We start from the raw sequence: 14,755 nt of genomic DNA, 5'->3' as shown, positions 1-14,755 counted from the left end.
GTTCGCAGCGCGCGTGCCGCGCGCGCGAACGACGCCGTAGCCCGTCACCGCCGTGCCGGGATCAATGCCGAGGACGATCACGCGCCGGCCATCTCCGCTTCGTCCATTTCGAAGTTCGCATCCACCTTCTGCACGTCGTCGAGCTCCTCGAGCGCCTCGATGAGCTTCACCAGCTGCTGCGCCGGCTCCCCGGTGACCGTGACGGTGCTCTTGGGAATCCACGACAGCTCGGCCTGCGACACCTTCAGCCCCGCCTTCACGAGCGCCTGGCTCACCGCGTGCAGGTCCGCTGGCGCCGTCGTGATGATGAACGCGTCGTCCTCGCGCACGAAATCCTCGGCGCCGGCCTCGAGGGCCTTCTCCATCGTGGCGTCCTCGTCCAGGCCGGCCGCCTCGACGAAGATCTGCCCCTTGCGGTCGAACATGAACGCCACCGAGTTGGTGGTCCCCAGGTTCCCGCCGCCGCGCGACAGCTTGGCGCGAACCTCGGCCACCGTGCGTGTCGGATTGTCGGTCAGGGCCTGCACCATGATGGCCACGCCGCCCGGCCCGTATGCCTCGTACACGACGTCCACGTAGTCCACGCTCTCGAGCTCGCCCGTTCCCTTCTTGACGGCGCGCTCGATGTTCTCCTTGGGAAGCGACTGCGCCCGGGCGTTGTCGATGGCGGTGCGAAGCCGGGGGTTGCCGTCGGGATCGCCGCCGCCCTGCTTGGCGGCAACTGTAATCTCACGGATAAGCTTGGTGAAGAGCGCGCCGCGCTTCTTGTCGGTCGCGGCCTTGGCGTTCTTGATGGTCTTCCACTTGCTGTGACCGGACATGACGACGATTCAGGATATGGATCTCGGATGGGGATGGCGGATTGCGATCACCGATCACGATTTCGATTAGCCTGCCTGCAATCTACCGCCCCGTCGGGTGCCGCAAAACAGGCGGGGCGGCCCGAAAGCCGCCCCGCCATCTGTCGTCCGCCATCCGCCATCTGCTATCTGCCATCTGCCATCTGCCATCTGCCATCTGCCATCACCCAACGTCGCGAACTAGTGTATCCGCAACGTCAGAGCCGCCCGCCACCCGGTCACGTCATACGTCTCGCCGCCGCCCAGGGTGTACAGCTCTCCCATCTGATAGCTGGCGCTCGGCATGAAGGAGAACGCCCCGGACGTCCAGCGCAGCCGGACGCCGCCGTTCCCCAGCAGGCCGGCCTTGTAGCCGTCCACCTGCCAGTTGCGGGCCTCGAGGTTGGGTTCGATATACCAGTTGCCGGCGCGGAAGCCTGCGGCAACCGCTCCGTTCGCCACCGTCTCCGAGGGAGCCTCGCCGCCGAACTGCTGCCCCTTGGCGCGGTAGAGCCCCCACCCGCTGACGTACAGGTCCACACCGCCCACCGGATAGTAGAGCGATCCCTGTCCGATGTAGCGATCGCCCGTGGCGTAGGAGGTATTGGAGAGCACGTCGTTGCCGAACGTGGAGAACGTGACGCCGAGCGTCAGGCGCCCACTGCCGACGGCCCGATCGGCGCCGACGCGCGCGCGCACTTCGTCGGCCGGCGTGAAGGTGAGCACCGTCTTCGTCGAGCCGTCGTTCGCAGCGTACGCGTCGAACTCGGTCGATTTCCGGAACGATCCCGCCAAGCCGAAGTTCCACGAGCCGAGATTACGCGCAATCGCGATACCGCCGGTGGTGGACAGCCCGGAGCCGTACGACGACGTCGGGAAGACGAGGAAGTCGTTGCCGATCTGCCCGGCGGCGTCGGCCTTCCCTTCGGCAATCTGGTATTGCCCGGTCGGGAGGTTGGCGCCCACGGTGAAGACGACGGCATCATTGCCCAGCGTCAGGTTGGCACGCAGCTGGGTGTCGGTCAGCCCGCTGATCGAGCTGACGCTCTTGCCGTTCACCGACACGTCGGAGGTCGCGAAGGACGTCGTCACGTCCATGTTGAAGCGCGACGTGAGCGGCAGCACGAAGACGAAGGGGATGGACGTCTGGGAGACCGTCTTGGCCGTCGCGCCCGAGCCGATCTTGAACGTCACGTACTGCGGCATCGCGGCGGCGGCCGCGTCGCCGAGGCCCTGCGCGCCGACGGCCAGCGGCGCCGCGGCGAGGAGTGCCAGGATGAGCGTGTCACGCAGCGGTCTCATCTCACGGCCTCCGGATCACGATGGTGAACGTGCCGGTCTTGGTCGCCGGAGCGTCCGTGCCGGTCTTCTCCGATGCCGGGTCGCGTGTCGTCGGCGGCGTCTGCGTCTGGGTCTGGCTGCCGCCCGTGCTCGTGCTCGAGTTCACGTTGTTCGCCGCCGACGGGTTGATGTCGCCCACGGCGCTGGCCAGCGTCGAGCCGATGCCGGTGTTCGTGGCCGCGACACCGCGCTCCGCGGCGGTGACGGTGGCGCCTTCGCTGGAGTTCTTGAGGTTCGCCTCCACCTGCGTGGTGGTCACCTGCGCGCCCTGCTGCGCCGCCCGGGCGCTCTGCATCCGCTGCAGCGCCGCGCCGAAGCCCGGGTCGATGCTGCGGGCCTGGTCGTAGAAGCGCGCCGCGTCGCCGTACCGTCCCTCATCCTCCGCCACGAGGCCATTGCTGTACGCCAGGAAGGCCTGCAACGAGCGCGTCGGGCGCTGCTCGATGGCCGCGCGGTCGGCTGCCGACAGGCGGACGCCGAGCTGATCGAAGAGGCCGAGCGCGAGGTTCTTCTCGATCGTGAAGATCTGGTCGAGGACGTCGCTGCTTTGGACGTCGCGCCCCTGCTGCTGCGCCGTGGCCACCTGCATCACCGCGGCGTTCACGGTCAGGTTGCGGTTGCCCGTCTGCGTGATCGCGCCCTGCACGACGCGCGCGGCGCGCACCAGCTTGCCGGCGCGCAGCGACGTCGCGGCGTCGACGCGCCCGCTCTGGCTCAGCGCCACCTCATCCACCATTGCCTGAATCCGGTCACGCTCGAGCAGCTGCAATTCCGGAGCGCGCGCGAGGTCGCTGATGAGCAGATCGGACATGCCGCGCGAGAGCGGCGCCAGCGTCTGGTCGGTGCCGCTGAACGTCATCGGCAGCACCGCGACCGCCCGCGGGTTGTTCGCCTCGGGCGCGATCGTAGCTTCGGTGGCGATCGCCGCCTTGGCCGCCGCGTGCAGTTCGGCCCGCGACAGCGACACGAGCCGGGCGCGGATGTCGTTGCGCACCGACCGCGTCTTGCCGTTCTGCAGGTAGCTGTTGTACGCGTCCTTGGCGCCGGTGAAGTCGTTCAGTTTCTCGGCCGCGAGACCCGCGTACAGCGCGCTCACCCCGTCCTTGGGATCGAGTTTGCGGGCGGCATCGAGCACCGTCCGGGCGTCCGCGAACCGGTCTCGCTTGTAGTACGCAATCCCGAGTGATCGCAGCGCCGCCACGGAGCTTGGATTCGCCGTGCGGGCGTGTTCCAGCTTGTCGAGCGTCTTGTCTGGCTTCTGCTGGGCCTGCGCCGGCAGCGCCAGGCCGCCGAGCAGGGACAGCGCCAGAAGTCTCAAGTATCGCATATCGCTCCGGCCTCCTATCGGTCGGGATCGAGCATGTCTTCGAATCGCATCCACTGCTTGTAGAAGAACAGGTCCACGTATCCAACTTGCCCATTGCGGTTCTTCCGCACGAGCAATTCGGTGGCACCCTCCACCCCATACCCGGGACGGTACATCTCCTCCCGGAAGATCGCCAGCACCACATCGGAGTGCTGTTTCACCGCGCCCTGCACCCCGAAATCATCGAGCACCGGGCGCGGATCCGCCCGGTCGGCGGTGAGCTCCGGCAGCTGACACGTGAGCACGAGGGCGATGTCGAGTTCGATGGCCAGCGCCTTGAGGATGCGGACGGCGGCCGACAGCTCCTCATCCTGCGCCCGAATGCTTCCGGCGAGGCCCTGCAGCGAGTCGACGATGACCACATGGGCGTCAACCGAGCGTCGAATGTCCGCGACCAGCGCCTCAACGCCCCCGCCCGCCGGGAATGCGGCGATCGTCGGCACCGCCTCGCGGAACCGCACCGCGGCCGCTCCGACGCCCGCCCGCGTGAAATCGTCCAGCGAGCCGCGGCGCAGGTCGTCCACCCGGGCGCGCCCCTCGATGGCCAGCGCCCGCTCCATCACCCGCTCGTGCGTCATCTCGCTCGTGAAGAACACCACCGGCGTGTCCTGCTGCGCCATCCGCAGCGCCACGGCGAGCGCCAGGGCGCTCTTCCCGCTCTGCACGTCGCCGCCCAGCACCACCAGGTCGCCCCGCCGGACGCCCCCGCCCAGCCACTTGTCGATGCTGGGGAAACCCGTGGCGTAGGCGTCGTGCCCCGGCTCGCCATCGGCGGCCCGGTCAACCCGGCGCATCACACGGGCAAGAGGGGAGATGTCGGTGGGTCTGGACACGCCGTCGTTACGCGCGAAGTCGGGTCATCTGCAAATCATACGAATGAAGTCCGCTCGTCCACAAGCGGCGGGCTCAGAGGGCAAACCGGCGGGCCAGATGGTCCAATTCGGAACGTGCCTTGCGATCGAGGTGGGGTGCCGTGACCTCGGTCACCTTGTCCAGGGCGGCGGCCAGTGCCTCCCCTTCGGCGCGCACCGAGGCATCGAGCAGTTGACCCAGTGCCGCGCGCAGCGACGGCGGGAGGGGGAGCGCCCCCATCCAGTGACGCGCCGCCGCCGCCCGCTCGGCCCGGAGCGGCTCCGGAAGGGGATCGGCGCCACCGGCCGCGACGGCCAGCCGGGTGCCCACGAGCGTCGCCATCAGCGCCTCACGGGGCCCACCGAGGGGCGCCCGCGAGGTGGCGACGGCCAGGGCGCGGAGCGCAAAAGCAGGCCCGCTCAGGGCATACGGGGGGAGGGGGTCGGTCACAACGACGAATCTGCGCCCGACCGCGCGCACCCGCCAGCACGCCGGCCAACACCTCGGCCAACGCACTCGCCAGCGCCTCCGCCCGTGCCTCCGACAACCGGTCCGGCAACCCGCCGGCCGTTGGCGACGTCAATTCGCCGGGGCTAGCTTTCGCTGGATATGGCGCCACTCGCAAAATCCGTGCTCTGGGTCGACGACGAGGCTGACCTCCTCGAGTCGCACCGGCTGTTCCTGACCGACAAGGGCTATCGCGTGCAGATGGCCCGGAACGCCGCCGACGCCCTCGAGCTGCTCCGCCAGCACGCGTTCGACATCCTGCTCCTCGACGAGCAGATGCCGGGCATGCGGGGGATCGCGATGGTGCGCGAGGCGCGGGAACTGGCGCCATCCATGCCCATCGTGATGGTGACCAAGAGCGAGGAAGACTCCACCCTGCGCGAGGCGCTCGGTCAGGACGTCACGGATTACCTCGTGAAGCCGGTCACGCCGCGGCAGGTGCAGGCCATCCTCACGCGCATCCTCGAGGGGCCGCGCATCCGCAGCCAGGCGCTCGCGCGCCGGTTCGTCGAGCGTTTTCGCGAACTCGAGGCGGTGCGGCTCAAGGATCTCGACTGGCGGGGATGGGCGGAACGCTATGCGGAACTCGTGGAGTGGGACGTCGAATTGACGGCGGCCGGAGAGGCGGGCCTGCTCACCTCGTTGCGGGCGCTCTTCCCGGCGATGCACCGCGACTTTGCCGCCTTCATGGGCGAGGGATATCCGCGCTGGATTCACGAACTCGACGGCGACCGGCCGCCCCTCTCGGTGGACGTCGTCAGCGAGTTCCTGATGCCGGTGCTCGCCGAACACCAGGCGGTCGTCTTCATCGTCGTCGACTGCCTGCGGCTCGACCAGTGGAAGGTGCTCGAGCCGATCGTCGCCCAGGCCTTCGAGGTCGATACCGCGCACTACTTCGCCCTGCTCCCCACCGCGACGCCGTATGCGCGGAACGCGCTGTTCAGCGGTTTGTTCCCGGCCGAAATCGCCGAACGGTTCCCGGATTGGTGGGGCGAGGGGGACGACGAGTCGCTCAACCAGCACGAGCGCGACCTGCTGGTGGAACAGCTGCGCACGGTGCGGGGTGAGACGCCGGTGCGCTACCACAAGATCACGTCGGCGCACGACTCCGACGACCTCGAGCGCCATCTCGCGACGTCCATCGCCGCCGAGGGCGTGAGCGCCTTCGTGTTCAACTTCATCGACCTGCTGACGCACGGGCGTTCCGAGTCGGCGATCTTGTACGAAGTGGCGCGGGACGAGGCGGCATTTCGCCAGCTCACCGAGCAGTGGTTCCGGCGCTCGGCGCTCTGGAGCGTGCTCCGCGAGGCGGCGCGCCGCGGCCTGCCGGTGCTGCTGACGAGCGATCACGGCTCCATTCACTGCAACACGCCGGCCACTGTCTTCGCGAAGAAGGACACCACCGCGAACCTGCGGTACAAGATGGGCGAGGACCTCCGCGCCGAGCGTCCCGACCAGGCGCTGCTGTTTACCGACGCCGAGCAGCTGCGCCTCCCGCCCCGGGGGCCGCGCGTCAACACGCTGCTCGCCGCCGGCGACTGCTTCTTCGTCTATCCGACCAAGCTGCGCGAGTACCAGCAACGGTACCGCGGGTCGTTCCTTCATGGCGGGGTCTCCCCGGAAGAGGTCATCCTTCCGCTCGCCCTCCTCACGCCCCGCCGCTGATGGGTCCCTACCGCCGCCTCCAGCAGTTCCTCCGCCCGTACTACGGGCGCGTCGTCGGCACGCTGCTGCTGAGCGCGCTGGCCAATGCGCTGAGTGCGTTCTCGTACGCGCTCTTCGTGCCGTTCCTCAACACCCTGTTCGACCATCAGGCCTTTGACGCGGGCGCCGGGTCGCGCATGTCGGCGCTGCTGCAGTTGATCGGCGGCTGGGTGCTCGCCGGGCGCGAGTCGATGGACGCCCTGCGCATCGTGATCCTCGTGATCCTTGGCACGATGCTGCTCAAGAACGTCTTCGCCTGGCTCGCCGGCCAGACCGGCGCGGGGCTGCAGGAGCGCGTCACGCGCGATCTGCGCAACGCGGTCTACACGCACCTGGAGCGGCTGCCGCTCCGTTTCTTCACCAGCCACAAGACGGGGCAGCTGCTCTCGCGCGTCTTTCAGGACACCCAGTCCACGCGCCAGCTGCTCGCCGAGGTCGTGACACGATCGCTGAACGCCGGCACGCAGATCGTCGTCACCGTCGTCCTGCTCTTCTCGCTCTCACCCAGGCTGGCGCTCCTCTCGCTGGTCGTCGCCCCGCTCATCATCGTGGCGTTCCAGCCGCTGCTGCGTCGCCTGCGCCGGGGCCACCGCAAGCTCGCCGCCGAGTATGGGGAAATGACGAGCGTGGTGCAGGAGACGGTCAGCGGCATCCGGCTGGTGAAGTCGTTCCGCGCCGAGGGGTACGAGGGGGCGCGCTTCTCCGACGCCTCGAATCGCTACGCCAAGGGGATGGTGCGCATGAGCCGGCTCACGCTCATGTCGCAGCCGCTCGCCGAGGTGATCGGCACCGTGGTGGCCGTGGCGCTCCTCTGGTTCGGCGCGCACGAGGTGCTGCAGGCGCGCACGCTCAGCGGCTCGGGTCTCGTCACGTTCCTCGGCGCGCTGATGTCGCTGCTCCCGCCGCTCAAGCAACTCTCGCAGATGCCGGCGGTCGCCACCCAATCGCTCGCCGCGGCCGAGCGGCTGTTCGAGATCCTCGATCATCCCACGGAAGAGCAGGCCGACCGCGGCACCCGCGCGGCGGCCGCGTTCAACTTCGAGCTCGCGTTCGAGCGGGTGGAGTTCAGTTACGGCGGCGAGCCCGTGCTGCGCGACATCAGCTTCACGGCAAAGCGCGGCGAGGTGGTGGCCCTCGTGGGCGCGAGCGGAGCGGGGAAGAGCACGCTCGTGGACCTCATTCCGCGCTTCATCGAGCCGACGGCCGGCCGCGTCACGCTCGACGGGGTGGACACCCGCGAGTTCACGCTGTCGTCGCTGCGTGCGCTCACGGGGATCGTGAGCCAGGATACCGTGCTCTTCAATGACTCGGTGCGGGCGAACATCGCCTACGGCGCGCCGGACCGGTACACGCCGGCGCAGATCGAGGCCGCCGCCCGCGCCGCCAACGCGCACGGATTCATCAGCGAGCTCCCCGAGGGCTATGACACCGTGCTCGGCGAGCGCGGGACCCGCCTCTCCGGCGGCCAGCGGCAGCGCATCGCCATGGCGCGCGCCCTCCTCGTGGATCCCCCGGTGCTCATCCTCGACGAGGCCACCTCGGCGCTGGACACGGAGAGCGAACGGCTGGTGCAGGAAGCCATCGATCGGCTGCTGGCCGGGCGCACCGTCTTCGTCATCGCCCACCGGCTCTCCACGGTGCAGCACGCCACGCAGATCCTGGTGCTCGACCGCGGCCGCATCGCCGAACGCGGGACGCACGCCGAGCTGCTGGCGCTGGGCGGTGCGTACGCGCGGTTGCACGCGCTGCAGTTCAACGAAGCCCCCGTCGGCGGCTAGCGCCGGTGCGCGCCTGCTTCGTGGTGCATCGGGCGGCGTGGTCGGGGGCGGCGCGCGCCTTCGCCGACGGCGCCACGCTGCTCGCCGCGCGCGGATATGAGACGTGCCTGGTCGCGCCCGCGGGGAGCGAAATGGAGCGGTGCCTCCTGGCCGCCGGGCATGACGTGATCGGGGTGGCGATGGACGGCGGGTGGCTGCGCGCCGGATGGCGCCTGCGGCGCGTCATCGCGTCGCGCCTGACGGAAGTGGTGTTCGTGCACGACGACCGCGAGCATCTCGTGGCCGCGGCGGCCGTTCGCTTCGCGGGCCGCGGCGCCGTCGTGCGGCGCACGGGCGCGGGCGCCCGACTCACGATCGGGCGCGACGGACGGCTCGCCATGCGGCTCGCCGCGACAGGCTTCGTCTTCGCGCACCCCGACGACCTGCGGGGGCATGAACCGCCACGCGGCGCGCTGGCCGCCCACGTGGCGCCGCCGGGCGTGGCGACCGCCACGCCGCGGCCTCCGGCCGCTGTCGGCGCCATTCGGCCGACGGGCGACCGGCTCGTCATCTTCGCCGGCGCCGACCGGCGGCGCGAAGCGCTGGCCGCCCTGCGCACCCTTGCCCTGCTCGCGCCGCGCCAGCCGGCGCTGCGCGCCATCGTCTTCGCGCCGATCAACGATGCCGATGCGGTGCGCCTCGAAGCGGCGGCGCTCGGCGTCGCCGATCGCGTGGAATTTCGCACCGCCGGGGCGGCGCGCACCGAGGCGCTCGCCGAAGCGGCGTTCGCGTGGGTGGTCGCCACGGGCGATGACGAGGTGTTCGCCATGCTTGACGCGCTGGCGCAGGGCGTGCCGGTGCTCGGCGAGCGAACGCCGCTGAGCGCGCGTTTCGTGGAGGACGGCGTGTCCGGCATCCTGCGCCATCGCGCGGACGAGACGGAATGGGCGTCGGTGCTGGCCGCGGCCCTGGCCCAGTCGGAGCAGGCTGCGGCCATGCGCCTGGCGGCGCGCAAGGCCGCCGCGCGATGGCCGTTCGATGCAGGATCCGATGGATGGCTGCAGGTTACCGAAGCGGCGCGTGACCGCACCCGCTGGAGGACCTGATGCGCCATCTCTTCATCACACAGGACTACGCGCCCGATCTCGGCGGCATGGCGCGCCGGCACGTCGAGCTCTGCCGGCGCTTTCCGGCGGACACGCTCGTCTCGACGGTGCGCGCGCTCGACGCGGCCCATTCGGATGCCGCCGAGCCCGTGGCCGTGGACCGCCAGCCGTTCAACTTTCGTCAGGCGGGCCGCTTCCTGAATCAGGTGCGCTGGGCCCGCTGGCTGCAGCAGCGCGCCCCGGGCTTTGATGTGGTGCACTGCGGCAACATTCGCCCGTGCGGGTATGCCGCGTGGTGGGCGCGGCGTCAGACGGGCGTGCCGTACCTCGTGTACGTCAACGGCGGCGACCTCCTGCGGGAGCGCGAAAAGGCGAAGCAGCGCATGAAGCGCCTGACCGCGCGGCGGATCTTCGGCGAGGCGATCGGCGTCGTCGCCAACTCGGCGTGGACGGGCGAACTGGCGCGCGACATCATGCGGGAGATCGGCGTGAGCCCCCTGCCGCCCGTCGCAGATTTCCCACTGGGCACCGATCCGGCGCAGTTTGCGCCGGGCCACGTCACGGGAGCGGTGCGGGCCCGGCTCGGCGTCGGCGACGCTCCATACCTGCTGACGGTCGCCCGGCTAGTGCCGCACAAGGGCCAGGATGTCGCGATCCGCGCCCTGGCGCGCCTGGCGCCGCAGCATCCGAACCTGCGTTACGTCATCGTGGGCGAGGGGCCGGACGAAACGCGCCTTCGCGAACTCGCGCGCGCTCTCGGGGTGGACGCTCGCGTGGTGTTCGCCGGGCCGATGCGCGATGACGAACTCCCCGCCGTCTACGCGGGAGCGGCGCTCTACGTGGGGCTGTCGCGCCTGCTGCCTCCCATCAACGTCGAAGGGTTCGGCATCTCGTTCGTGGAGGCCGCGGCAAGCGGCGTACCGGCCGTGGCCGGCGATTCGGGCGGCGTCCGCTCGGCGGTCCTCGACGCGCAGACCGGACTGGTCGTGCCTCCCGAGGCGGACGACCGCGTGGCCGAGGCCATTCGGCGGTTGCTGGTGGATGAACCGCTGCGTCGGCGTCTGGGCGCGGCGGCCCGCGAGGCCGCGCTGCAGCGATTCAACTGGGACCGCGTGGTCACCGACACCCTGGAGTTCGCGGCACACTGCGTGGAACGCGCGAGGGAGCGCTCGTGAAGCCAACCTGGAAGCACTGGCTCGAGTACGCGCTGCTGCGCGTGGTGGCCGCGCTGCTCGGACCCCTGGGACTGCGGCGCGCGGGGGCCATCGGCGCGCGCATCGCCCTCATTGGATACTGGCCGCTCGGCATTCGCCGTGGCGTCGTAACGCGGCACATCGACGCCTGTTTTCCCGAACTTGGCGAACGCGAGCGTCGCGCCCTCGTGCGGGAGTCATACGAGCATCTCGGCCGCGTGGGCATGGAATCCATTCTCATGTCGCGGCTCGGGCCAGAGTCCATGCACGCCCTCTTCGAGCGCGTGGAGGGCTGGGACGCGATCGAACGCGGTCGCGTGCGCGGCAAGGGGATCGTGCTGGTGGCGGGGCACCTCGGCAACTGGGAGTTGTCGGGCGCGTACATCTCGACGCTGGGGCTGAAGGTGGCGGCGGTCGCCAAGCGCCAGCTCAACCCGCTGGCCGATGCGTTCGTGAACCGTACGCGCCGTCGCCTCGGCATGACCGTCGTCTACGATGATGAAGCCGTGCGTCGCCTCCCGCGCCTGCTGAAGGAGGGGCTCGGTCTCGGCCTGCTCGCCGACCAGGCCGGGCTGGGCGCGGCGACTTTCGTCCCGTTCTTCGGGCGTCCGGCGCGCACGCCGCGAGGTCCCGCCGTCTTTGCCCTGCGTTTCGATGCCCCGCTCATCTATGCACTGGCGGCGCGCCAGCCAAACGGCAGGTACGTCCTGCATCTCGAGGAAGTCGACGTGGCCCGCACGGGCGATCTCGAGGCGGACGTCGACGTCACCACCGCGCGCTTCACCGCCGTGCTGGAACGGTGGGTGCGCCGGTATCCGGGGCAGTACCTCTGGGCGCATCGCCGCTGGAAGCGGCAGCCTCCCGACACTCCACCTGAACTGCGCGAGCCGTGAGCGCGCATCGAGCATTGCCGTGAGCTACGACGTTGAGGCGCTGCGCGCGCGCGAATTTCCCTGGGCCGCGCGCGGGGAGCGCATCTACCTGGACCACGCCGCGACGGGCCCGCTGCCTCAGCGCGCCCGCGAGATCCAGGCGGAGGCGAACGCGAACCGCGCCGAGCTGTGGCGGGTCGGTTTCGAGTACTTCTGGGACGGCGTCGTGCAGGGGCGGGAGAGTGCCGCGCGGCTGCTGAACGCGTCGCCCGACGAGATCGCCATCACGACCAACACGTCGCAGGGGGTCAACCTGGCGGCGCGCGCCCTCCCCTTCAAGGCGGGCGACGTCGTCGTCTCGACCGCCGGCGAGTTCCCCGCGAACATCTATCCGTGGATGGGGCTCGAGAAGGCGAAAGGTGTCTTCCTCGAACTGGTGCCGATGAAGCACCGGCTCCCGGACGAAGACGCCATCATTGCGGCGCTCGACCGGCCGAACGTCCGCGCGCTGACGGTCAGCTGGGTCTCGTTCGCGAGCGGGGCCCGGCTCGACCTCGCGCGCCTGGGCGCCGCGTGCAAGGCACGCGGCATCTGGTTCGTGGTCGACGCCATACAGGGACTCGGCCCGGCGACCATTGACGTGAAGGCGTGCCAGATCGACATCCTGGCCACGGGCGCGCAGAAGTGGCTGCTCTCGCCGTGGGGCACCGGCTTTGCGTACGTGCACCGCGATCTCATCCAGGAACTCGACCCGCCCGCGGTGGGTTGGCTCTCGATGCCGGCGTCGGCCGACTTCACCCGTTTCCTCGATTACGACTACGCGTTCTATCCCGACGCGCGGAAGTTCGAGGTCTTCACCGCACCGATGCACGACCTCAAAGCGATGGCGGCGTCGCTCAGCCTCTTCCTGGAACTCGGGCCGGCGGAAGTCGCGGCCCATGTCGCCTCGCTCGCCGACCACGTGGTGCAGTGGTGCGAGGGGCGCGCGGGCGTGCGGCTCATCACGCCGGCGGATCGCGCGCGCCGCGCGGGCCTGCTGTCCATCGCCGTGGATGACCTCGCGGCGGCGAGCGCCCGGCTCTCCGCCGCCGGCGTGTCGCACACCGTGCGCGAGGGCGGCATCCGGCTGTCGCCGCACCTGTACAACACCGTCGCCGAGCTCGACATCGCGCTGGCGGCGCTGGCGCCGCGATGAACATCGCGCGCGAAGTCCGCGTGACGCGCGCCGCGCTGGCTGCCGTCGGGTCGGTCGAGCGCGCCGCAAACGAGAAGGCGTATCTCAAGAGCGACCTCGTCTTCCTGGGCGCCGACATGCCGTCCATCCGCGGGGTGGCCAAGGCGCTCATCGCGCGCGTCCGGGAATCGGACACGGCGTCGGTGCGAGCGCTCGTCGTGGCGCTGTGGGGCACCGGCGTGCACGAGCTGCGCGCGGTGGCGATGTTCCTCCTCGAGGCCGCCGAGCCTCGGCTGGGGGCGCGCGATGTGCCGCTCGTCGCGCGCCTGCTGCGCGAGTCGCGAAGCTGGGCGTACCTCGACTGGATCTGCTTCAAGGTGGCGGCCCCGATGCTCGAGCGCGTGCCGCTGATGCGTCGCACGATTCCGCGCTGGGCGCGTCACCCCGATTACTGGATGCGCCGCGCCGCCCTGCTCTCCGTCCTTCCGCTCGTGAAGCGGGGCGCGGCGCCGTTCAGCGCGTTCGCGGTGCTCGCGGTGCCTATGCTCGGCGAGCGGGAGTTCTTCATCCGCAAGGCGATCGGCTGGGGGCTGCGCGAGATCAGCAAGACAGACCCCGGGGCGGTGGCCGACTTTCTGCGCGCGCATCGCGCCGATGTGTCGGGGCTGACGCTGCGCGAGGGCGCCAAGTACCTGCCGCCACGGGACCGGCGCGCGCTCCTCGGCGCCTAGCGGCCGTGGCCGCCCGCCCGGCGCGGCCTAGTCCTGCAGCTCCAGCACGGCGATTTCGCGCGCCCCCTTTCGCAGCACGAAGTACCGCTCGTAAGCCGCGCCGGCGAGGTCGATGTTCGGCGTGTCCGCGGAGTGGCGCTCGCCATTCACGCTGACCGCCCCCTGCTGGAGCAACTTGCGCGAGGCGCTGCGCGACAGCCCGAAGGCGCGCTCGAGCGCGTCGAGAATCGAGATCGGGTGACCCGGGGCGAAGCGCGCGCACGGAATCTCGCGCACCAGCGTGTGGAAGACGTCGAGCGGGAGCTCCATCACATCCACCCGCTTGTCGAAGATCACCCGCGACACGTGCTCGGCGAGCGCGGCCGCCTCGCGGCCATGGACGAAGGCCGTCACCTCGGACGCCAGGCGACGCTGCGCGGCGCGCTCGTGCGGCGCCGCGGCCAGGGCCGCGGCCAACGCCTCGATCGCATCCTGTTCCAGCAGGGTGAACATCTTGAGGAAGCGCACCGCGTCGGCGTCCTCCGTGTTGACCCAGAACTGGTAGAACGCGTACGGCGACGTGCGCGTCGCGTCGAGCCAGACCGCGCCGGCCTCGGACTTGCCGAACTTCGCGCCGCTCGTCGTGGTCACCAGCGGGAGCGTGACGCCGTGCGCTTCCTTCTGCACGGTGCGGCGGATCAGTTCCGTCCCCGCCGTGATGTTGCCCCACTGGTCGCTGCCGCCGATCTGCGCCGTCACGCCATGGCGGCGATGCAGCTCGAGGAAGTCATACGCCTGCAGCAGCATGTAGGAGAACTCGGTGTACGAGATGCCGCCCTCCAGGCGCGACTTCACCGAGTCCTTCTGCATCATCAGGTTGATCGTGAAGTGCTTGCCGACGTCGCGCATGAAGTCGACCGCCCGCAGCGCCCGCAGCCACTCGCCGTTGTCCACCATCCGCGCGCCCCTCGCACCCGAGAAGTCGAGGAAGCGTTCGAGCTGCGCCCGGATGCCGGCGACGTTCGCGTCAATCTCGTCGAGCGACAGCAGCTGGCGCTCCGACGCCTTGCCGCTCGGATCGCCAATCATCCCCGTGCCACCGCCGACGAGCGCGATGGGGCGATGCCCGGCGCGCTGCAGGTGCACGAGTCCCATGATGGGCACCAGGTTGCCCACGTGCAGGGACGCGGCCGTCGGATCGAACCCGCAGTACGCGGTGACCGCGTCCGCGGCAAAGTGGGCCGCGGCACCCTCGGTCTGCTGGTAGAGCAGGTCGCGCCAGGTCAGTTCGGAGAGAAAGTCGCTCATCCGGGAAAATATAGACGCCTGATGCC

13 protein-coding genes are annotated in these 14,755 nt (G+C 70.2%); 7 read left to right on the top strand and 6 right to left on the bottom strand.

Annotated elements, in window-relative coordinates:
* Positions 1–77: 77 nt before the first annotated feature.
* From VGJ96_08270 to VGJ96_08250, 5 genes are all read right to left on the bottom strand, one after another.
* The gene (locus VGJ96_08270; protein HEY3287100.1) at positions 78–821 is read right to left on the bottom strand and encodes a YebC/PmpR family DNA-binding transcriptional regulator; all 744 of its coding nucleotides are present in this window, start codon (positions 819–821) and stop codon (positions 78–80) included.
* Between the two features lie 219 nt (positions 822–1,040).
* Positions 1,041–2,141 (bottom strand): hypothetical protein, encoded by a 1,101-nt coding sequence (locus VGJ96_08265; GenBank protein HEY3287099.1) that lies wholly within the window; start codon positions 2,139–2,141, stop codon positions 1,041–1,043.
* A 1-nt stretch (position 2,142) separates the two neighbouring features.
* Positions 2,143–3,507: a tetratricopeptide repeat protein gene (locus tag VGJ96_08260; protein ID HEY3287098.1), complete on the bottom strand. Its 1,365-nt coding sequence runs from the start codon at positions 3,505–3,507 to the stop codon at positions 2,143–2,145.
* Positions 3,508–3,521: 14 nt separating this feature from the next.
* The gene (locus tag VGJ96_08255; GenBank protein HEY3287097.1) at positions 3,522–4,340 is read right to left on the bottom strand and encodes a DnaB-like helicase C-terminal domain-containing protein; all 819 of its coding nucleotides are present in this window, start codon (positions 4,338–4,340) and stop codon (positions 3,522–3,524) included.
* 112 nt (positions 4,341–4,452) lie between these two features.
* The gene (locus VGJ96_08250; protein HEY3287096.1) at positions 4,453–4,740 is read right to left on the bottom strand and encodes a hypothetical protein; all 288 of its coding nucleotides are present in this window, start codon (positions 4,738–4,740) and stop codon (positions 4,453–4,455) included.
* Between the two features lie 267 nt (positions 4,741–5,007).
* On the opposite strand from VGJ96_08250, the gene VGJ96_08245 reads away from it, so the two are divergent.
* Genes VGJ96_08245 through VGJ96_08215 form a run of 7 tightly spaced genes read left to right on the top strand, consistent with a single transcriptional unit; the run spans position 5,008 to position 13,442 of the window.
* Complete coding sequence (locus VGJ96_08245) at positions 5,008–6,570, top strand: bifunctional response regulator/alkaline phosphatase family protein (GenBank protein ID HEY3287095.1); 1,563 nt, start codon at positions 5,008–5,010, stop codon at positions 6,568–6,570.
* Positions 6,570–8,387 carry an ABC transporter ATP-binding protein gene (locus VGJ96_08240; GenBank protein HEY3287094.1) on the top strand — a complete coding sequence of 606 codons (1,818 nt, stop codon included), beginning with the start codon at positions 6,570–6,572 and terminating at the stop codon, positions 8,385–8,387. Before VGJ96_08245 ends, VGJ96_08240 begins: the two co-directional genes overlap by 1 nt.
* Before the next feature lie 5 nt (positions 8,388–8,392).
* Positions 8,393–9,472, top strand: coding sequence for a hypothetical protein (locus VGJ96_08235; GenBank protein ID HEY3287093.1), 1,080 nt, complete (start codon positions 8,393–8,395; stop codon positions 9,470–9,472).
* On the top strand, positions 9,472–10,647 hold the full coding sequence (locus VGJ96_08230; GenBank protein HEY3287092.1) for a glycosyltransferase family 4 protein: 1,176 nt from the start codon (positions 9,472–9,474) through the stop codon (positions 10,645–10,647). The genes VGJ96_08235 and VGJ96_08230 overlap by 1 nt, the downstream gene beginning before the upstream one ends.
* Complete coding sequence (locus VGJ96_08225) at positions 10,644–11,558, top strand: lysophospholipid acyltransferase family protein (GenBank protein HEY3287091.1); 915 nt, start codon at positions 10,644–10,646, stop codon at positions 11,556–11,558. The genes VGJ96_08230 and VGJ96_08225 overlap by 4 nt, the downstream gene beginning before the upstream one ends.
* Positions 11,559–11,577: 19 nt before the next feature.
* Entirely contained in the window at positions 11,578–12,732 is a 1,155-nt protein-coding gene (locus VGJ96_08220; GenBank protein HEY3287090.1) for an aminotransferase class V-fold PLP-dependent enzyme, read from the top strand.
* Entirely contained in the window at positions 12,729–13,442 is a 714-nt protein-coding gene (locus tag VGJ96_08215) for a DNA alkylation repair protein (GenBank protein HEY3287089.1), read from the top strand. Before VGJ96_08220 ends, VGJ96_08215 begins: the two co-directional genes overlap by 4 nt.
* Before the next feature lie 27 nt (positions 13,443–13,469).
* On the opposite strand, the gene tyrS is transcribed toward VGJ96_08215, so the two are convergent.
* Positions 13,470–14,729: a tyrosine--tRNA ligase gene (gene tyrS / locus VGJ96_08210; GenBank protein HEY3287088.1), complete on the bottom strand. Its 1,260-nt coding sequence runs from the start codon at positions 14,727–14,729 to the stop codon at positions 13,470–13,472.
* Between the last annotated feature and the right edge of the window lie 26 nt (positions 14,730–14,755).

Source organism: Gemmatimonadaceae bacterium, from assembly GCA_036504815.1.
Taxonomy (GTDB): Bacteria; Gemmatimonadota; Gemmatimonadetes; order Gemmatimonadales; family Gemmatimonadaceae; genus PNKL01.
This window is presented reverse-complemented; position numbering and strand designations above follow the sequence as displayed.